Here is an 18,128-nt window from a genome sequence, read left to right as displayed (position 1 = left end):
CTGATGGATGAAAAATAAAATAATATTGTCTTTTTATTATGAAGACGAGAGTTGCGGGCTCTGCCCGAAATTGGGTGGTACCGCGGATAAACACATTCGTCCCTGTCATGGATATGGCAGGGCTTTTCTTTTGCGTCTTAGTCAAAGGAGGTTTTCATGAAGCAATCCTTTAAAACCAGTAAGCTCTACTATGGTTTTCCTATCTTTATTTTAGGGTATCAGGATCAGAACTTTGGTCACAATATTACGACCTGCAGTTCCTCTTATAGCCTAGGAGATTGGCTATATCTTACATCCAGACTATTGGGGTCTAGGTTATGTTCCAGAAGCAGCGCGTGCCTTGATTGACCTAGCTTTTAAAAAAATGAATCTACATAAAATTGAATTGTCTTGCTTTGGATATAACTTTCAAAGTCAACGAGTCGCAGAGAAACTTGGCTTCACCCTCGAAGCTCGCATCCGGGACCGCAAAGATGCCCAAGGCAATCGCTGTGATGATTTGAGATACGGCTTGCTTAGGAGTGAGTGGGAATGATTATCAAAAACTGTAATTTTAAATCTAATGTTAAGAAAATATTAAAATTTTTATCTAATATACTGGCTTGGGGGCCTGCCATTATTGTAATATCATCTTTGATATCAATATTTTTAATTCTACCTTTTACTTTGTTACCAATTAAGGAAGTAAAAATATTCAATGAGAAAAGTTTGCCATTTTTTATTTTAGAGTTTATAGTACTCGCTTTGATGAGTTACTATGGATATAGAATATACTCAAAAATTAAAAATAACAAGATAGCAGTATCCCTGTATTGTCTAGTTTTAATTCTTAGTATAGCGTTGGTATTTTATTATAGGTACAGGTTCGTTATACTATTACAACCAGCACTTCCTCTAGTATATGCAATTATTTTTGAAGAGAAATTATTCAAAATTAGGGACTTTTTTAGTACTAGTAAAGTTATGCTTGCATCTTTAAATATATTTGACGTTTGCTATATATTTGTGCTTCAATGGGTTCTACCTTTAGATATTTCACCAGAATGGTTGAGTTGGGGTATTGTATTATTTATTACAATTATCTGTCCTGCATTACGTACAGGCTTATTAAATTTTTATACTAAACAAAGTAAAAAACGGAAAAACGGAGATAAGACATATTTTTCCTCCTACGTCGTTATGTATATTATATCATTTGTTCAATTGTTTTTATATTTAACAACGACATTGAATTATTTGAAGTTACAAGATAAATCAATTGTAGACTTAGTTCCCGTAAATATGATGTTTGCAACTCTATTTATATATTTTTGGTTTGTATTAAAAACACAACTAGATAAGGGAGGGTATGATAAAAAGAATGAACTGCTTAGATGGGTTTTTGGTGTTCTATATGTGTTACTTATTTTTTTCTATGATCGAATAGAAGGAGGATTCCTTATCATCCTAACATGGTTACTTCCTGTTTTGATCTCAACGATTATAGGCAAATTACATTATCAATTTGCAACAGATAATTCCTCGCAACTTCCGATTCCGACTTTGAAAATGAAAAAACATATTTACTGGTTACATTTGATAAGTTTTCTTACACTTTTTTGTTTAAATTTATTCTCTGCATTGTTCACGGTACAAAAGATAAAGCTAGATGAAATTATTCCGGTAAATACAGCTAAGGTCAGTATAATCAATTTAATCAATCCCAGTAACAAAGAACTTGCTTCGGTATGGATGTCTAGTATTATAACTTCGTTTATAATTGTATCCTTGTCTATTATTCTAGCAACGGCACTTAGTGTAGGGGTAGTTAAATTTCTAAAACTGAATTATTCAGATTCCGCTAAGGGATATTATGAGTATAGAAATAGTGGGTTCAGCGCCCTAATAAATCGTAGATATAAAAGAAATATTCGTAAAAGGAGAAAAAATAATGTCTAAAGAACTTTCACCTAAATACAATCCAGCTGAGGTTGAGGCTGGTCGTTACCAAAAATGGCTTGATGCAGATGTTTTCAAGCCTTCTGGCGATAAAAAGGCTAAGCCTTATTCAATCGTAATTCCACCACCAAACGTAACTGGGAAACTCCACCTTGGTCACGCTTGGGATACGACTCTGCAAGATATTATCATCCGTCAAAAACGCATGCAAGGTTTTGATACGCTTTGGCTTCCTGGTATGGACCATGCTGGGATTGCCACTCAAGCTAAAGTAGAAGCCCGTTTGGCTGAGGACGGCATCTCTCGTTATGACCTCGGTCGTGAGAAATTCCTAGATAAAGTCTGGGAATGGAAAGACGAATATGCCACTACTATCAAGGAACAATGGGGCAAGATGGGGCTCTCTGTAGACTACTCTCGCGAGCGTTTCACTCTTGACGAAGGTTTGTCAAAAGCTGTTCGCAAGGTCTTTGTGGACCTTTACAAGAAAGGCTGGATCTACCGTGGTGAGTTTATCATCAACTGGGATCCAGCAGCTCGCACAGCCCTTTCTGATATCGAGGTGATTCACAAGGACGTGGAAGGTGCCTTCTACCACATGAACTACATGCTGGAAGATGGCTCACGCGCCCTTGAAGTTGCCACAACTCGTCCTGAGACCATGTTTGGGGACGTAGCTGTTGCGGTCAATCCAGAAGACCCACGCTACAAGGACTTGATCGGTAAAAATGTTATCCTTCCAATCGCTAATAAATTGATTCCAATCGTTGGAGACGAACACGCAGATCCTGAGTTTGGTACTGGTGTCGTGAAAATCACTCCTGCCCACGATCCAAACGACTTCTTGGTTGGTCAACGCCATAACTTGCCACAAGTCAACGTTATGAACGATGATGGTACCATGAATGAATTGGCTGGTGAATTCAATGGCATGGACCGCTTTGAAGCTCGTAAGGCTGTTATCAAGAAGTTAGAAGAAATTGGTGCCCTTGTTAAGATTGAGAAGATGACCCACTCAGTTGGTCACTCAGAGCGTACAGGTGTAGTGGTTGAGCCACGCTTGTCTACTCAATGGTTCGTCAAGATGGACCAATTGGCTAAGAACGCTATTGCAAACCAAGACACAGAGGACAAGGTTGACTTCTACCCACCTCGTTTCAATGATACCTTCCTTCAATGGATGGAAAATGTCCACGACTGGGTAATCTCTCGTCAGCTCTGGTGGGGTCACCAAATCCCTGCTTGGTACAATGCTGAGGGTGAAATGTATGTCGGTGAAGAAGCTCCAGAAGGTGATGGTTGGACTCAGGACGAAGACGTCTTGGATACATGGTTCAGCTCTGCCCTTTGGCCATTCTCAACCATGGGCTGGCCTGATGTCGACTCAGCAGACTTCAAACGTTACTTCCCAACTTCAACCTTGGTAACAGGTTACGATATCATCTTCTTCTGGGTATCTCGTATGATCTTCCAATCTTTGGAATTCACTGGCCGTCAGCCATTCCAAAATGTCCTTATCCACGGTCTTATCCGTGATGAGCAAGGACGCAAGATGTCTAAATCTCTCGGTAACGGGATTGACCCAATGGATGTGATCGAGAAATACGGTGCCGATGCCCTTCGTTGGTTCCTTTCAAACGGTTCTGCACCAGGCCAAGACGTCCGCTTCTCTTACGAGAAAATGGATGCTTCATGGAACTTCATTAACAAAATCTGGAACATCTCTCGCTACATCCTCATGAACAATGAAGGCTTGACTCTTGAGCAAGCAACGGCTAATGTCGAAAAAGTTGTTAACAAGGAAGCTGGAAATGTCACAGACCGCTGGATTCTCCACAACCTTAATGAAACGATCGGCAAAGTTACTGAAAACTTTGATAAGTTTGAGTTTGGTGTTGCTGGACACATCCTCTACAACTTCATCTGGGACGAATTTGCGGACTGGTACGTTGAGTTGACCAAGGAAGTCCTTTATAGCGATAACGAAGAAGAGAAAGTCATCACGCGTTCTGTTCTCCTTTACACGTTGGACAAGATCCTTCGTCTCCTTCACCCAATCATGCCATTCGTGACAGAGGAAATCTTTGGACAAATCTCAGAAGGCTCTATCGTTACAGCTGCTTACCCAACTGTTAACCCAGCCTTTGAAGACCTTGCTGCTCACACTGGTGTGGAAAGTCTTAAAGACTTGATCCATGCTGTTCGTAATGCGCGTGCTGAAGTAAATGTAGCTCCAAGCAAGCCAATCACCATCCTTGTTAAGACAAGCGATAGCGAATTGGAAGCCTTCTTTAACAGCAATGTCAACTACATCAAACGCTTCACAAATCCAGAACACTTGGAAATCGCATCAACCATCCCTGCACCTGAACTCGCAATGTCAAGCGTCATCACAGGAGCAGAAATCTACTTGCCACTCGCAGACCTCCTCAATGTCGAAGAAGAATTAGCTCGTCTCGACAAGGAACTAGCTAAATGGCAAAAAGAACTGGATATGGTCGGTAAGAAACTCTCTAACGAACGTTTCGTAGCCAACGCCAAACCAGAAGTCGTCCAAAAAGAACGCGACAAACAAGCCGACTATCAAGCCAAATACGATGCGACCGTAGCACGTATTGATGAGATGAAGAAGTTGGTGAAATAAAGGAGGAAATTAATATGGAAATTAATCATCTAGGTCCGATAAAAAAGGTAGATATTGAGTTATCAGATGGAATGATTTTTATTGGTCCCAATAATTGTGGAAAGACCTATTTAACTTATAGTTTATATGCTATTTTGAACGTAATAAATGATGTTAGATGTAATTTTATAACAGATGAAGTAACTCAGGAATTAATTGATACTGGAACAGTAACGTTAGATTTATCCTTATTAAAAAATAAATTAGCAAATAGTGTACTTAATGATATACATAACATAAATAAAAATGATTTGCCTGAATATTTTAATATTCCAGCTAGCAGCTTTAAAGATACAACTGTTAAAATTTCAAGTAAAGAAATATTGGATATTATTGACTTAATTTATTTTAAAGATAAAGAAAAAGTAAGCGAAGCCCCTCTTCCTATACAAAAGCATTTATTTTGGGTTACGTCTGAAATTTCAAGTGATGGAAAAAATGTAAAATTTAATATTAGTTTTGATTTTATAGAGTCTGAAATTAATAGTTCTCAAATTGATATTGAAAACGCAAAAGATATATTAAATTATTTTACTATTCGCAGATTATTATTTAAAATTAACAATATTCTTTATATACCAGCTGAAAGAAATGGTTTAAATGTCTTTAGGAAGGAATTACTAGCCTCTCGTTCTTCTATTTTTGATGGTGTTTCAACAAATAAGAGAATCTCAAAATATCCTCGTCCGATTTCCGATTATTTAAATTATTTAAATATGATTGATATTAATAGCTTTTTTGATAATTCTGATTTAGATTTATATAATTTTCTTTCCGAAAATATTATAAAGGGTAAATTTGAAAAGGTGAATGATGATATTTTCTTCCGCCAATTTTATAGAAAAGATAGACGTGGATTAAAGTATATGAGGAAAAATATTCCTTTTCAAGTAGCATCATCATCTGCAAAATCTTTATATGGGTTAGACATATATTTTGAGCATTTAGTATCAAATGGAGATATCTTATTCATTGATGAACCAGAAATGAACTTAGATCCTAGTTCCCAAGCTAATATGGCAACTTTTTTAAATCGTTGTATTGAATTTGGTGTTAAAGTAATTATCTCAACCCATTCGTATAATTTAGTTCGAGAATTTGTTAATATCTCATTGAAAGAAGCCCCTGGTAGAATTAATCTATTTGAATATGATGACATAAAAGAAACATTTTGTAAAAAAGATGTACAAAAAATTGAGTCACTTCCTACTTTTGATAGAATTCAAGAAAAGTTAATAGATGATTACTTTGATATTATTGAACAAATGGAGGATGCCAATGACACTTTCTCAGAAACTATTGAATAATATAAATAGTCGATATGTTTCTCAAAGTACTACAAGAGACATTATATTAAGAGAGACAAAGAAGAATTATTCAGTTACAATACGTATCAGTGGAAATAGTAATGTTATATTGATAAAAAATATTGAGGATTTAAAACAAAGATATTTACCTTATACTTATGGGAGATTTATGCCCAAAGATTGTGATTATATATTGATACGAGAAGATAAAAAAGAAATATTTTTTTTAGAGTTAAAATCGGAATCTGCAAAGCGTTTTAAACAACAAAAAGATGAAATAATCTCCCAATTATATTCAGGAGAAGAGTGGATAAAGCATTTAATATTTTGTTCTGTTTCTGATTTTTGCCAAATTGATGATTATAAAAAGTATTTTATCGCAATAAACAAAAAGTCTATGAATAAATGTATAACTGAATTAACTTATGAAGAGAATGGAAGGAAATTTACATTTTGGAATGGTCGTACTTTTAATTTATCGCAATTTAAATAAAATTTCTAGAAACAAATTTTAGAGTTCGTGCAGCATTTATGATTTTTTCAACTTGGAAAATTGAAATATTTTTGTGTAAACTAAGCTAAAAAGTCGAATATTTTAGAAAGCAGGTTACTACATAACAAATTCCGTAAGTTTGAACCGATCTGATAAGTACGACATTGTAGCTTAATTTTCATCTATAATCGGCATCGAATTCATCTGGATTGATACCGAAAATCCACCTAGCGATGCCATAGGCTGGGTAGCAAAGAAATAAAAAGTCCTGTCACTTTCTCCCATTTAACCTTTGACTATTCCGTAAAATTATCGTACAATAAAGAGTACATGATAAAATGAGGTCAGAGTCTGTTCACTCTGGCGATAGTAGTAAAAATGAGGAGAAACGCTTTGGAATTAGAAGTATTTGCTGGGCAAGAAAAAAGTGAACTATCTATGATTGAGGTAGCGCGTGCTATCTTGGAACTTCGTGGTCGCGATCATGAGATGCATTTTAGCGATCTTGTAAACGAAATTCAAAACTACCTTGGAACATCAAACAGCGATATCCGTGAAGCTTTGCCTTTGTTCTACACAGAGTTGAACTTTGACGGTAGCTTCATCTCACTTGGAGACAACAAATGGGGGCTTCGTTCATGGTATGGTGTAGACGAAATCGACGAAGAAATCATCGCTCTTGAAGAAAGTGACGACGATGAAGTAGCACCAAAAGCTAAGAAAAAACGCGTCAATGCCTTTATGGATGGTGATTCAGATGCCATTGACTACAATGCGGATGATCCAGAAGACGAAGATGCATACGAAGCAGATCCAGCTCTTTCATATGATGATGAAAATCCAGATGATGAGAAAAATGAAGTGGAAGCTTACGATGCAGAAATCAACGAAATCGCCCCTGATGACTTGGGTGAAGACGTGGATCTCAACGAAGAAGACGACGAGTTTTCTGACGATGACGCAGAAACGAGTGAAGAAGAGTAAAAGACTTCACAGAGGAGATCGTAAGATCTCCTTTTTTTGTTGCTTGAGCGTGTTGTCCGTTTGGATGCGGATTTTTAGTTGGTTTTCTGAAAACAATCTCCTTTTTTCATCTTTTACCAATTCGGGTTGACAAATATTCTGCTTTGAGGTATTATATTGTTCGGGCACCTCTTTTAGAGGTCGGGGCTCCCTAGTTACTAGGGAGCTATTTTTGTTTTTCAGGGAGTTTTCTTGAAAAGTCGTTATTCATAAGGGTCTTGTTTTCTATGTCCCCTCGTAGTTAACAAGACCTTGAGCATTTTAGAAAGAGGAATCTATGTCTACGAAATATATTTTTGTAACTGGTGGTGTGGTATCGTCTATTGGGAAAGGAATTGTCGCAGCAAGTCTAGGCCGTCTCTTGAAAAATCGTGGTCTAAAAGTGACTATTCAGAAGTTTGACCCTTATATCAATATCGACCCTGGAACCATGAGTCCTTACCAGCACGGGGAAGTCTTTGTGACAGATGATGGAGCTGAGACAGATTTGGACTTAGGTCACTATGAACGTTTCATCGATATCAATCTCAACAAATATTCCAACGTGACAACTGGTAAAATTTACAGTGAAGTTCTTCGTAAGGAACGACGTGGCGAATACCTTGGGGCAACTGTCCAAGTCATTCCTCATATCACAGATGCTTTGAAAGAAAAAATCAAGCGTGCCGCTGTTACGACCGACTCGGATGTCATTATCACAGAGGTTGGTGGAACCGTTGGAGATATCGAGTCCTTGCCATTTCTAGAGGCCCTTCGTCAGATGAAGGCAGATGTGGGTGCAGATAATGTCATGTACATCCATACAACCTTGCTTCCTTACCTCAAGGCTGCTGGTGAAATGAAGACCAAGCCAACTCAACACTCTGTAAAAGAATTGCGTGGTTTGGGAATCCAGCCAAATATGTTGGTCATTCGTACCGAGAAACCAGCTGGTCAGGGAATTAAAAATAAACTAGCTCAGTTTTGTGACGTGGCTCCAGAAGCTGTTATCGAGTCTTTGGATGTCGAACACCTTTACCAAATTCCACTGAATTTGCAGGCGCAAGGCATGGACCAAATTGTTTGTGACCATTTGAAACTAGATGCACCAGCAGCGGATATGACAGAGTGGTCAGCCATGGTGGACAAGGTCATGAACCTCAAGAAACAAGTCAAGATTTCCCTTGTCGGTAAGTATGTGGAGTTGCAAGATGCCTACATCTCAGTGGTCGAAGCCTTAAAACACTCTGGTTATGCCAACGACGCAGAAGTGAAGATTAATTGGATCAATGCCAATGATGTGACAGCAGAGAATGTAGCAGAGATTTTGTCTGATGCGGACGGAATCATCGTACCAGGCGGTTTCGGTCAACGTGGTACGGAAGGGAAAATCCAAGCCATCCGTTATGCACGTGAGAATGATATTCCAATGTTGGGAGTCTGCTTGGGAATGCAGTTGACTTGTATCGAGTTTGCTCGTAACGTTTTAGGTCTTGAAGGTGCCAATTCTGCAGAGCTTGATCCTGATACAAAATATCCTATCATTGATATCATGCGTGACCAGGTTGATGTTGAAGATATGGGTGGAACCCTTCGTTTGGGACTTTATCCGTCTAAGTTAAAACGTGGTTCTAAAGCAGCGGCTGCTTATCATAATCAAGAAGTGGTGCAACGCCGTCACCGTCACCGTTATGAGTTTAACAACGCCTTTCGTGAACAGTTTGAGGCAGCAGGTTTTGTCTTCTCAGGTGTTTCTCCAGACAATCGTTTGGTCGAAATTGTGGAAATTCCTGAAAATAAATTCTTTGTAGCTTGTCAGTATCACCCTGAACTTTCCAGTCGTCCGAACCGTCCAGAAGAACTCTACACTGCCTTTGTTACTGCAGCGGTTGAAAATAGTAATTAGCATAATCAGAACCTTTGAGAAGCATCTCAGAGGTTTTTTAATTGCCTTGCTCCTATACGGCTTCCCTATTTGTCCTAGAGCCCTTTTTGTGTTACAATGAATGGTATGAAAGCTAAGAAATTATGGATGACTGGCTTGACTGTGGCTGGTCTAAGTGCCCTTGCTTTGGGGGCTAAAAAAGCAGCAGATAACCACAAACTCATGAAGACTCAGGAAGAGTTGACAGCTATCGTGCGCGAACTTTTCTCAGATATGGGTGAGATTGCGACTCTCTATGTTCAAGTCTACGAAAGTAGCCTTGAGCGACTTGTCGGAGGAGTCATTTTCGAGGATGGTCGTCACTATACCTTTGTCTATGAAAATGAAGACCTGGTCTATGAGGAGGAAGTCTTATGATTACTCCCAATAGTATAGAAGAACTAGCAGGTTTTGTAGAGCAAGATGGCAAGAAGGTCTTCCTTTTTGTGGCGGACTGGTGTGGCGATTGTCGTTATATCTATCCAGCCTTGCCAGAGATTGAGGAAACCAATCCAGAGTTCACCTTTATTCGAGTGGACCGAGACCAGTATCTGGATCTGGCCAAACTCTGGGATGTGTACGGCATTCCTAGTCTTGTTGTGCTAGAAAAGGACAAGGAAATCGGCCGATTTGTCAATCGTGACCGTAAAAGCAAGCAACAAATTAACGACTTTTTAGCAGGACTGAAATAGGAGAAAAAGGAAACAATGATTTTTACATATAACAAAGAACATGTCGGTGATGTCCTTATGGTCATCGTGAAAAACAGTGGAGATGCCAAACTGGATGTCGAGCGCACAGGCAAGGTAGCCCGTGTTTTCCTCAAAGAAAATGGGGAAACAGTAGCTTGGAATATTTTCGAAGTTTCAAGTTTATTTGAAATTGCAGAGCGCGGTCAAGTATTTTTGACAGATGAGCAAGTCGCTCGTTTGAACCAAGAATTGCAGGCAGAAGGCTTTGCAGAAGAAATTGTTAATGATAAGGAACCTAAGTTTATTGTTGGTGAAATTGTCGAGATGGTAGCTCATCCTGATAGTGATCACCTCAATATCTGCCAAGTTGCAGTCGCAAGTGATAAGACAGTGCAAATCGTTGCAGGGGCTCCCAATGCGCGTGTTGGGTTGAAAACCATCGTAGCTCTTCCTGGAGCGATGATGCCAAAAGGCAATCTCATTTTCCCAGGTGAACTTCGCGGTGAAAAGAGTTTTGGCATGATGTGTAGCCCTCGTGAATTGCATCTGCCAAATGCTCCGCAAAAACGTGGTGTTATTGAATTATCAGAAGACCAAGTTGTCGGAACTCCATTTGACCCAGCCAAACACTGGACTGCCTAGGAAATTGTCGGTATTTTATAGACCAGATAGAGGGGGATAAGATGGCGAAAAATGTAGTGATTACAGGAGCGACCTCAGGAATCGGTGAAGCGATTGCGCGTGCTTATCTGGAGCAGGGGGCGAATGTCGTTCTAACAGGGCGACGGACAGACAGATTAGAGGCTCTCAAGTCAGAGTTTGTAGCAACCTATCCAAATCAAACTGTCTGGATTTTTCCACTGGATGTGACGGATATGGCTGTGGTAAAGACAGTCTGCTCCAATATTTTGGAAACGATAGGGCAGATTGATATCTTGGTCAATAACGCTGGACTGGCTCTAGGCTTGGCTCCCTATCAGGACTATGAAGAATTGGATATGCTGACCATGTTGGATACCAACGTCAAGGGTTTGATGGCAGTTACTCGCTGTTTCTTGCCAGCAATGGTAAAAGCCAATCAGGGTCATATTATCAACATGGGATCGACCGCAGGAATTTGTGCCTATGCGGGTGCAGCAGTTTATTCAGCCACCAAGGCAGCAGTTAAAACCTTTTCAGATGGACTGCGAATTGATACCATCGCAACGGATATTAAGGTGACCACCATTCAGCCAGGGATTGTCGAAACAGACTTCTCTACGGTTCGTTTTCATGGTGACAAAGAGCGTGCTGCGACGGTCTATCAGGGAATCGAAGCCCTGCAAGCTCAGGATATTGCAGATACAGTGGTCTATGTGACCAATCAGCCCCGTCGTGTGCAGATTACAGATATGACCATTATGGCCAATCAACAGGCGACAGGTTTCATGGTGCATAAAAAATAAAAAATTTCTTCGAAAAGTTACAAATTTCTGTAACTTTTTTTGATTCCCTACGAATAGATAAGTAGGAGGAAGAAAATATGTATAATAAAGTTATTCTTATTGGGCGCTTGACGTCTACACCAGAATTGCACAAAACCAACAATGACAAGTCGGTAGCGCGAGCAACTATCGCTGTGAACCGTCGTTACAAAGACCAAAACGGGGAACGTGAAACTGACTTTGTCAATTTGGTTCTTTGGGGGAAATTGGCTGAAACCTTGGCAAGCTACGCAACTAAAGGTAGTCTTATCTCTGTGGATGGAGAACTTCGTACCCGTCGCTTTGAGAAAAATGGGCAGATGAACTATGTGACTGAAGTCCTTGCCACAGGATTCCAACTTTTAGAAAGCCGCGCCCAACGTGCTATGCGTGAAAATAATGCAGGACAGGATTTGGCAGACTTGGTTTTGGAAGAGGAAGAATTGCCATTTTAATACTCTTCGAAAATCTCTTCAAACCACGTCAGCTGGTATAGGTAACTGACTTCGTCAGTCTTATCTACAACCTCAAAACACTGTTTTGAGCAACCTGCGGCTAGCTTCCTAGTTTGCTCTTTGATTTTCATTGAGTAGAAACATTGAAAAGTCTGAGTTGGTCTCAGGCTTTTTATCTTGAGAAAGTCAGACTTTTTTCTTGACTATTTCTGACCAAGTGATACAATAGAACTATGAATTAGCACTCGGTTACAAAGAGTGCTAATAATATGTAGTTCATCATGGAGGAAAACAGATGTTGAAACCATTAGGAGACCGTGTGGTCTTGAAAATCGAAGAAAAAGAACAAACTGTTGGAGGCTTTGTCCTTGCAGGATCAGCCCAAGAAAAAACAAAAACAGCTCAAGTTGTAGCTACTGGACAAGGTGTTCGTACCTTGAATGGTGACTTGGTGACCCCAAGCGTTAAGCCTGGAGACCGTGTCTTAGTTGAAGCTCATGCAGGTATTGATGTCAAAGATGGCGATGAAAAGTACATCATCGTTGGAGAAGCCAATATCTTGGCAATCATTGAAGAATAGAAGGAGAAAATAAGTATGTCAAAAGAAATTAAATTTTCATCTGATGCTCGTTCAGCTATGGTCCGTGGTGTTGATATCCTAGCAGATACTGTTAAAGTAACCTTAGGACCAAAAGGTCGGAATGTCGTTCTTGAAAAATCATTTGGTTCACCATTGATTACCAATGATGGTGTTACTATTGCCAAAGAAATTGAATTAGAAGACCATTTTGAAAATATGGGTGCCAAATTGGTATCAGAAGTAGCTTCAAAGACCAATGATATCGCAGGTGACGGAACGACAACTGCAACAGTCTTGACTCAAGCTATCGTCCGCGAAGGAATCAAAAACGTCACTGCAGGTGCCAATCCAATCGGCATTCGTCGAGGGATTGAAGCAGCGGTTGCCGCAGCTGTAGAAGCCTTGAAAAACAATGCCATCCCTGTTGCCAATAAAGAAGCCATCGCTCAGGTTGCCGCTGTATCTTCTCGTTCTGAAAAAGTCGGCGAATACATCTCTGAAGCTATGGAAAAAGTTGGTAAAGACGGTGTTATCACCATTGAAGAGTCACGTGGTATGGAAACAGAACTTGAAGTCGTAGAAGGAATGCAGTTTGACCGTGGTTATCTATCACAGTACATGGTGACAGATAGCGAAAAAATGGTGGCGGACCTTGAAAATCCATATATTTTGATTACTGACAAGAAGATTTCCAATATTCAAGAAATCTTGCCACTTCTAGAAAGCATTCTCCAAAGCAATCGTCCACTCTTGATTATTGCGGATGATGTAGATGGTGAAGCTCTTCCGACTCTTGTATTGAACAAGATTCGTGGAACCTTCAATGTCGTAGCTGTTAAAGCACCTGGCTTTGGTGACCGTCGTAAGGCTATGTTAGAAGACATCGCTATCTTGACAGGCGGAACAGTCATCACAGAAGATCTTGGTCTTGAGTTGAAAGACGCTACTATTGAGGCGCTTGGTCAAGCTGCTAGAGTAACTGTGGACAAAGATAGCACTGTTATCGTAGAAGGTGCTGGAAATCCTGAAGCTATTTCTCACCGTGTTGCAGTTATCAAGTCTCAAATTGAAACTACAACATCTGAATTTGACCGCGAAAAATTGCAAGAACGCTTGGCAAAATTGTCAGGTGGTGTCGCAGTGATCAAGGTCGGTGCTGCAACTGAAACTGAGTTGAAAGAAATGAAACTCCGCATTGAAGATGCCCTTAACGCTACTCGTGCAGCCGTGGAAGAAGGAATCGTTGCAGGTGGTGGAACAGCTCTTGTAAATGTCATCCCAGCTGTTGCTGATTTGGAATTGACAGGAGATGAAGCGACAGGACGCAATATTGTTCTCCGTGCCTTGGAAGAACCTGTTCGTCAAATTGCCCACAATGCAGGATTCGAAGGTTCTATTGTTATTGACCGTTTGAAAAATGCTGAAGTTGGTACAGGCTTCAACGCAGCAACTGGCGAATGGGTCAACATGATTGAAGAAGGAATCATCGACCCAGTTAAAGTGAGCCGTTCAGCCCTTCAAAATGCAGCCTCTGTAGCCAGCTTGATTTTGACAACAGAAGCAGTCGTAGCCAATAAACCGGAACCAGCAGCCCCAGCTCCAGCAATGGATCCAAGCATGATGGGCGGGATGATGTAAAAGTAACTTATAAAAAACACAAAAGAAGGGAATACATATCCCTTCTTTTTATGATAATCACTTCTAAATTGGATTGAGCTCTCCTAACTTATATGATAAAATAAGACTAGAAAAAGGAGAAGAACATGATCGATGTAGAAGAAATTCTGAGCAAGATGAATCCCAATCAGAAGATTAATTATGACCGTGTCATGCAGAAAATGGTTCAGGTTTGGGAAAAAAATGAGGAACGTCCCACTATTCTCATGCATGTTTGCTGTGCTCCTTGTAGTACCTACACCCTAGAATACCTGACAAAATACGCTGATGTGACTATCTATTTTGCCAATTCCAATATCCATCCCAAGGCAGAATACCACAAGCGAGCTTACGTCACCAAGAAATTTGTCAGTGATTTCAATGAGAGGACAGGAAATACGGTCCACTATTTAGAAGCGCCTTATGAACCCAATGAATACCGGAAGTTAGTCAGAGGACTGGAAGAAGAACCCGAAGGTGGCGATCGTTGCAAGGTTTGTTTTGATTACCGTTTGGATAAAACAGCACAGGTAGCTATGGACTTGGGCTTTGACTACTTTGGTTCAGCTTTGACCATCAGTCCCCATAAGAACTCTCAAACCATCAACAGCATCGGAATCGATGTGCAAAAGATTTATACCACCCACTATCTTCCAAGTGATTTCAAGAAAAATCAAGGCTATAAGCGCTCGGTGGAGATGTGCGAGGAGTATGATATCTATCGTCAATGTTATTGTGGATGCGTCTATGCGGCTCAAGCTCAGAACATTGACCTTGTTCAGGTTAAGAAGGATGCCACGGCTTTCTTGTTGGATAAGGATGTTGAAAAAGACTATTCCCACATCAAGTTTACTGTGACTAAATTAGATATATAGAAATCAACCCAGCCGAAAAGCTGGGTTTTTCAAATAAAAAAACCAGGGCTCTCACCCCGGCTTGACAACTTTACCGATTCTTTAGTTCTATGTAGCGTTTGTACCAAATGTTGACATAGGCCTCTGAGAAAGGACCGCGTCCATTGTTGATCCAATCAACAAGGATTTTAACATGCTCTTTCAAAATATAGTCTAAATCATCAGAATACTTCATTTTGCGTTTATGGCGCTCATACTCTTCAACGTCCAAGAGACGCTTTTCACCATCAGTGAAAACCTTGACATCCAAATCATAATCAATGTATTTCAGGGCTTCCTCATCTAGATAGTAGGGGCTGGCCATATTGCAATAGTAGGAAATCCCATTATCACGAATCATGGCAATGATATTAAACCAATATTTTTTGTGAAAGTAAACAATAGCCGGTTCTCGAGTCACCCAACGACGACCGTCACTTTCGGTAACAAGTGTGTGGTCGTTGACGCCAATAATAGCGTTCTCTGTTGTTTTTAGTACCATGGTGTCCCGCCAAGTACGGTGAAGACTCCCATCATGCTTATAACTTTGAATTGTAATAAAGTCGCCTTCTTTTGGAAGTTTCATAACTAACCAACTTTCTACAATTTATAAGTTTATCGTCTACTATTATATCATAAATTGGTCTAATTTTTTTGAATTTTACCTGAAAATGTTAAAGATATTCTCTGAGAGCGCTGGCTATATCCGAAAAATCATAGCCTTTTCTAGCTAAAACTTGAGTTAATCGTTGCTTTAGTTCGTAACCTTCATATTTGCGAGCGTATTTAGAATATTGTTTATCCAGTTCTTTAAAAATGAGCTCTTGAGTCGTTTCTTGATCAACTTGACTATCCAAGTCGTCAAAGGCATTCTTAGCATCAGAATAGGAGAAGCCTTTGTTCGTCAAGTTTTGGATAATCTTATCTTGCAAGGCACGAGCGGGAAGCTTTCCCGTGTATTTTTTTAGAAGTTTCTCCGCCACACGTTGAGCAACCTCCGAAAAATCAAAATCCTTTAAAACATCTTCAATAGTTGCTTTGGCAATCCCTTTTTGAGACAGCTTTTGAGCTAGCACATAGGGTCCCTTGTCTCCAGAAAGTTGATTTGCATTGATGATAGAATAGGCATACTGACGATCATTAATCCAGTTATCTTCTTTAAGATTAGCGATAACTTGACTAGTGATTGTTTCATCAATATCATACTTTTTCAGATACTCTCTCACTTCCTTTTCGGTTCGAGCTTTAAATGATAGATGGTAGAGAGCGAGATTCTTACCATAAGAAAACTGAGCAAAGCCCTGAATCTCGGTCAATTCTTCAGTGCTAACCACCTTATCTTTAGACAACATAAAACGGACAATGGTATCTTCCGTGATATAAGAGGTTTGCTGTCCATCTAACTCCATCAAGTAGAGGCGTTTTTTCTTTTCAAGTTTTGTGATTTTCATAGTTCTATTATACCCTAAAATGTGATAAGATAGGGGTATGAATCTGAAAGTCAAACAAAAAATACCTTTAAAAATCAAGCGGATGGGCATCAATGGTGAGGGAATCGGTTTCTACCAGAAAACCCTCGTTTTTGTGCCAGGCGCCCTCAAAGGAGAAGATATCTATTGTCAGATTACTTCTATTAAACGTAACTTTGTTGAAGCCAAATTACTAAAGGTTAATAAGAAGTCTAAATTTCGAGTCGTACCGGCTTGTACGATTTATAATGAATGTGGTGGTTGCCAAATCATGCACCTCCACTATGATAAACAGTTAGAGTTCAAAACGGATTTGCTCCACCAAGCCCTGAAAAAATTTGCCCCTGCAGGATATGAAAACTATGAAATCCGTCCAACTATCGGAATGCAGGAACCAAAGTACTACCGTGCTAAGTTGCAATTTCAGACTCGAAAATTTAAAAATCAGGTCAAGGCAGGTTTGTATGCGCAAAACTCTCATTACCTCGTAGAGTTAAAAGACTGCTTGGTGCAAGATAAAGAAACCCAAGTGATAGCGAATCGCCTAGCTGAACTTCTTACTTACCATCAAATCCCCATCACCGATGAGAGAAAAACGCTCGGCGTTCGCACCATCATGGTACGTCGAGCAAGAAAAACAGGACAAGTCCAGATAATCATCGTCACGAATCGCCAGCTAAATTTGAATCAACTAGTCAAAGACCTAGTCAAGGATTTTCCAGAAGTCGTCACAGTTGCAGTCAATACAAATACAGCAAAAACAAGTGAAATCTATGGTGAAAAGACGGAAATTATATGGGGTCAAGAGAGTATTCAAGAAGGAGTACTGGACTATGAGTTTTCTCTCTCGCCCCGAGCTTTTTATCAGCTTAATCCTGAGCAGACAGAAATTCTCTATAGTGAAGCAGTTAAGGCTCTGGATGTCAGCAAAGAGGATCATCTGATTGATGCCTATTGCGGTGTTGGGACGATTGGATTTGCCTTCGCAAAGAAGGTCAAGAGTCTCAGAGGAATGGACATTATTCCGGAAGCCATAGAAGATGCCAAGAGAAATGCTCAGAGAATGGGGTTTGACAATACCCATTACGAAGCGGGAACAGCTGAAGAGATTATTCCACGCTGGTATCAAGAAGGCTACCGAGCGGATGCCTTGATAGTTGACCCTCCTCGTACAGGCTTAGATGATAAGCTACTGGATACCATTCTGACCTATGTCCCAAAAAAAATGGTCTATGTTTCTTGCAATGTTTCAACCTTGGCACGAGATTTAGTTAAACTTGTAAAAGTCTACGATCTCCAGTATATCCAGTCAGTTGATATGTTTCCCCACACTGCACGAACAGAAGCAGTTGTTAAGTTAGTGAAGAAAAGAAAAAATCAACTTCACTGAAAAAAGTCCTTGACAAAGTAGGAAAAGTAGGTATAATAGAAAGAGTTGAAAAGCTCAGGTCCGTTGGTCAAGGGGTTAAGACACCGCCTTTTCACGGCGGTAACACGGGTTCGAATCCCGTACGGACTATAGTGTATCGTGTCTAGAAAAAACTTGAAAAAAGTTTAAAAAACTTGTTGACAG

Annotated in this window: 17 protein-coding genes, 1 tRNA gene and 2 pseudogenes; 18 read left to right on the top strand and 2 right to left on the bottom strand. The window is 39.9% G+C overall.

Annotation, left to right across the window (positions count from 1 at the left end):
* Positions 1 to 156: 156 nt before the first annotated feature.
* The 16 genes and pseudogenes from KZX55_RS09180 to KZX55_RS08880 form a co-directional block, all read left to right on the top strand.
* Positions 157 to 291 (top strand): annotated as a pseudogene (locus tag KZX55_RS09180) (flavin reductase family protein); the annotation flags it as partial.
* Positions 275 to 535, top strand: a pseudogene (locus KZX55_RS08950) (GNAT family N-acetyltransferase); the annotation flags it as partial. The pseudogenes KZX55_RS09180 and KZX55_RS08950, both read left to right, overlap by 17 nt.
* The gene (locus KZX55_RS08945; protein WP_248026877.1) at positions 532 to 1,938 is read left to right on the top strand and encodes a hypothetical protein; all 1,407 of its coding nucleotides are present in this window, start codon (positions 532 to 534) and stop codon (positions 1,936 to 1,938) included. The pseudogene KZX55_RS08950 and the gene KZX55_RS08945, both read left to right, overlap by 4 nt.
* A complete protein-coding gene (locus tag KZX55_RS08940) occupies positions 1,931 to 4,582 on the top strand; it encodes a valine--tRNA ligase (protein WP_248026875.1) in 2,652 nt (883 codons plus the stop codon). Before KZX55_RS08945 ends, KZX55_RS08940 begins: the two co-directional genes overlap by 8 nt.
* A 14-nt stretch (positions 4,583 to 4,596) precedes the next feature.
* Positions 4,597 to 5,928 carry an AAA family ATPase gene (locus KZX55_RS08935; RefSeq protein ID WP_248026860.1) on the top strand — a complete coding sequence of 444 codons (1,332 nt, stop codon included), beginning with the start codon at positions 4,597 to 4,599 and terminating at the stop codon, positions 5,926 to 5,928.
* Complete coding sequence (locus tag KZX55_RS08930) at positions 5,900 to 6,421, top strand: hypothetical protein (protein ID WP_248026858.1); 522 nt, start codon at positions 5,900 to 5,902, stop codon at positions 6,419 to 6,421. Before KZX55_RS08935 ends, KZX55_RS08930 begins: the two co-directional genes overlap by 29 nt.
* A 393-nt stretch (positions 6,422 to 6,814) precedes the next feature.
* Positions 6,815 to 7,405, top strand: coding sequence for a DNA-directed RNA polymerase subunit delta (gene rpoE / locus KZX55_RS08925; RefSeq protein WP_000418415.1), 591 nt, complete (start codon positions 6,815 to 6,817; stop codon positions 7,403 to 7,405).
* Positions 7,406 to 7,721: 316 nt separating this feature from the next.
* Positions 7,722 to 9,329: a CTP synthase gene (locus tag KZX55_RS08920; RefSeq protein WP_248026856.1), complete on the top strand. Its 1,608-nt coding sequence runs from the start codon at positions 7,722 to 7,724 to the stop codon at positions 9,327 to 9,329.
* A gap of 96 nt (positions 9,330 to 9,425) precedes the next feature.
* Entirely contained in the window at positions 9,426 to 9,725 is a 300-nt protein-coding gene (locus KZX55_RS08915) for a DUF4651 domain-containing protein (protein ID WP_002875970.1), read from the top strand.
* The gene (locus KZX55_RS08910) at positions 9,722 to 10,039 is read left to right on the top strand and encodes a thioredoxin family protein (RefSeq protein ID WP_033583674.1); all 318 of its coding nucleotides are present in this window, start codon (positions 9,722 to 9,724) and stop codon (positions 10,037 to 10,039) included. Before KZX55_RS08915 ends, KZX55_RS08910 begins: the two co-directional genes overlap by 4 nt.
* Positions 10,040 to 10,054: 15 nt before the next feature.
* Positions 10,055 to 10,681: a YtpR family tRNA-binding protein gene (gene ytpR / locus KZX55_RS08905; protein ID WP_248026852.1), complete on the top strand. Its 627-nt coding sequence runs from the start codon at positions 10,055 to 10,057 to the stop codon at positions 10,679 to 10,681.
* A 41-nt stretch (positions 10,682 to 10,722) separates the two neighbouring features.
* A complete protein-coding gene (locus tag KZX55_RS08900) occupies positions 10,723 to 11,484 on the top strand; it encodes an SDR family oxidoreductase (RefSeq protein ID WP_248026850.1) in 762 nt (253 codons plus the stop codon).
* Positions 11,485 to 11,561: 77 nt separating this feature from the next.
* A complete protein-coding gene (locus KZX55_RS08895; RefSeq protein ID WP_057489411.1) occupies positions 11,562 to 11,957 on the top strand; it encodes a single-stranded DNA-binding protein in 396 nt (131 codons plus the stop codon).
* A gap of 295 nt (positions 11,958 to 12,252) precedes the next feature.
* Positions 12,253 to 12,537 (top strand): co-chaperone GroES, encoded by a 285-nt coding sequence (groES, locus tag KZX55_RS08890; RefSeq protein WP_084853006.1) that lies wholly within the window; start codon positions 12,253 to 12,255, stop codon positions 12,535 to 12,537.
* 15 nt (positions 12,538 to 12,552) lie between these two features.
* Positions 12,553 to 14,175: a chaperonin GroEL gene (gene groL, locus KZX55_RS08885; RefSeq protein WP_000031559.1), complete on the top strand. Its 1,623-nt coding sequence runs from the start codon at positions 12,553 to 12,555 to the stop codon at positions 14,173 to 14,175.
* Positions 14,176 to 14,300: 125 nt separating this feature from the next.
* Positions 14,301 to 15,068 carry an epoxyqueuosine reductase QueH gene (locus KZX55_RS08880; protein WP_033583681.1) on the top strand — a complete coding sequence of 256 codons (768 nt, stop codon included), beginning with the start codon at positions 14,301 to 14,303 and terminating at the stop codon, positions 15,066 to 15,068.
* A 70-nt stretch (positions 15,069 to 15,138) separates the two neighbouring features.
* Here the strand turns inward: KZX55_RS08880 and ntdP are convergent, their stop codons facing one another.
* Positions 15,139 to 15,672, bottom strand: coding sequence for a nucleoside tri-diphosphate phosphatase (gene ntdP / locus KZX55_RS08875; RefSeq protein ID WP_000775318.1), 534 nt, complete (start codon positions 15,670 to 15,672; stop codon positions 15,139 to 15,141).
* Positions 15,673 to 15,760: 88 nt separating this feature from the next.
* Positions 15,761 to 16,537 carry a recombination regulator RecX gene (gene recX, locus KZX55_RS08870; protein WP_248026848.1) on the bottom strand — a complete coding sequence of 259 codons (777 nt, stop codon included), beginning with the start codon at positions 16,535 to 16,537 and terminating at the stop codon, positions 15,761 to 15,763.
* A gap of 37 nt (positions 16,538 to 16,574) precedes the next feature.
* Here recX and rlmD point away from each other — a divergent pair, with 37 nt between their 5' ends.
* Both rlmD and KZX55_RS08860 read left to right on the top strand, forming a co-directional pair.
* Positions 16,575 to 17,945, top strand: coding sequence for a 23S rRNA (uracil(1939)-C(5))-methyltransferase RlmD (rlmD, locus tag KZX55_RS08865; protein WP_248026846.1), 1,371 nt, complete (start codon positions 16,575 to 16,577; stop codon positions 17,943 to 17,945).
* Between the two features lie 57 nt (positions 17,946 to 18,002).
* Positions 18,003 to 18,074: transfer RNA gene (locus KZX55_RS08860), tRNA-Glu, on the top strand.
* The last annotated feature ends 54 nt before the right edge of the window (positions 18,075 to 18,128 follow it).

Origin of the sequence: Streptococcus halitosis, from assembly GCF_023147855.1 — a bacterium.
Classification (GTDB): Bacteria; Bacillota; Bacilli; order Lactobacillales; family Streptococcaceae; genus Streptococcus; species Streptococcus halitosis_B.
The sequence above is the reverse complement of the archived record's forward strand: the minus strand, read 5'-3'. Positions and strand labels throughout refer to the sequence as shown.

What these genes read in the sequence shown, in the direction of transcription:
- KZX55_RS08915 (WP_002875970.1), top strand. Translation starts at nt 9,426, where the DNA reads ATGAATGGTATGAAAGCTAAGAAATTATGGATGACTGGCTTGACTGTG.
- ytpR (WP_248026852.1), top strand. Translation starts at nt 10,055, where the DNA reads ATGATTTTTACATATAACAAAGAACATGTCGGTGATGTCCTTATGGTC.
- recX (WP_248026848.1), bottom strand. Translation starts at nt 16,537, where the DNA reads ATGAAAATCACAAAACTTGAAAAGAAAAAACGCCTCTACTTGATGGAG.
- KZX55_RS08880 (WP_033583681.1), top strand. Translation starts at nt 14,301, where the DNA reads ATGATCGATGTAGAAGAAATTCTGAGCAAGATGAATCCCAATCAGAAG.
- rlmD (WP_248026846.1), top strand. Translation starts at nt 16,575, where the DNA reads ATGAATCTGAAAGTCAAACAAAAAATACCTTTAAAAATCAAGCGGATG.
- KZX55_RS08895 (WP_057489411.1), top strand. Translation starts at nt 11,562, where the DNA reads ATGTATAATAAAGTTATTCTTATTGGGCGCTTGACGTCTACACCAGAA.
- KZX55_RS08940 (WP_248026875.1), top strand. Translation starts at nt 1,931, where the DNA reads ATGTCTAAAGAACTTTCACCTAAATACAATCCAGCTGAGGTTGAGGCT.
- KZX55_RS08930 (WP_248026858.1), top strand. Translation starts at nt 5,900, where the DNA reads ATGACACTTTCTCAGAAACTATTGAATAATATAAATAGTCGATATGTT.
- KZX55_RS08945 (WP_248026877.1), top strand. Translation starts at nt 532, where the DNA reads ATGATTATCAAAAACTGTAATTTTAAATCTAATGTTAAGAAAATATTA.
- KZX55_RS08935 (WP_248026860.1), top strand. Translation starts at nt 4,597, where the DNA reads ATGGAAATTAATCATCTAGGTCCGATAAAAAAGGTAGATATTGAGTTA.
- groES (WP_084853006.1), top strand. Translation starts at nt 12,253, where the DNA reads ATGTTGAAACCATTAGGAGACCGTGTGGTCTTGAAAATCGAAGAAAAA.
- KZX55_RS08920 (WP_248026856.1), top strand. Translation starts at nt 7,722, where the DNA reads ATGTCTACGAAATATATTTTTGTAACTGGTGGTGTGGTATCGTCTATT.
- groL (WP_000031559.1), top strand. Translation starts at nt 12,553, where the DNA reads ATGTCAAAAGAAATTAAATTTTCATCTGATGCTCGTTCAGCTATGGTC.
- ntdP (WP_000775318.1), bottom strand. Translation starts at nt 15,672, where the DNA reads ATGAAACTTCCAAAAGAAGGCGACTTTATTACAATTCAAAGTTATAAG.
- KZX55_RS08910 (WP_033583674.1), top strand. Translation starts at nt 9,722, where the DNA reads ATGATTACTCCCAATAGTATAGAAGAACTAGCAGGTTTTGTAGAGCAA.
- KZX55_RS08900 (WP_248026850.1), top strand. Translation starts at nt 10,723, where the DNA reads ATGGCGAAAAATGTAGTGATTACAGGAGCGACCTCAGGAATCGGTGAA.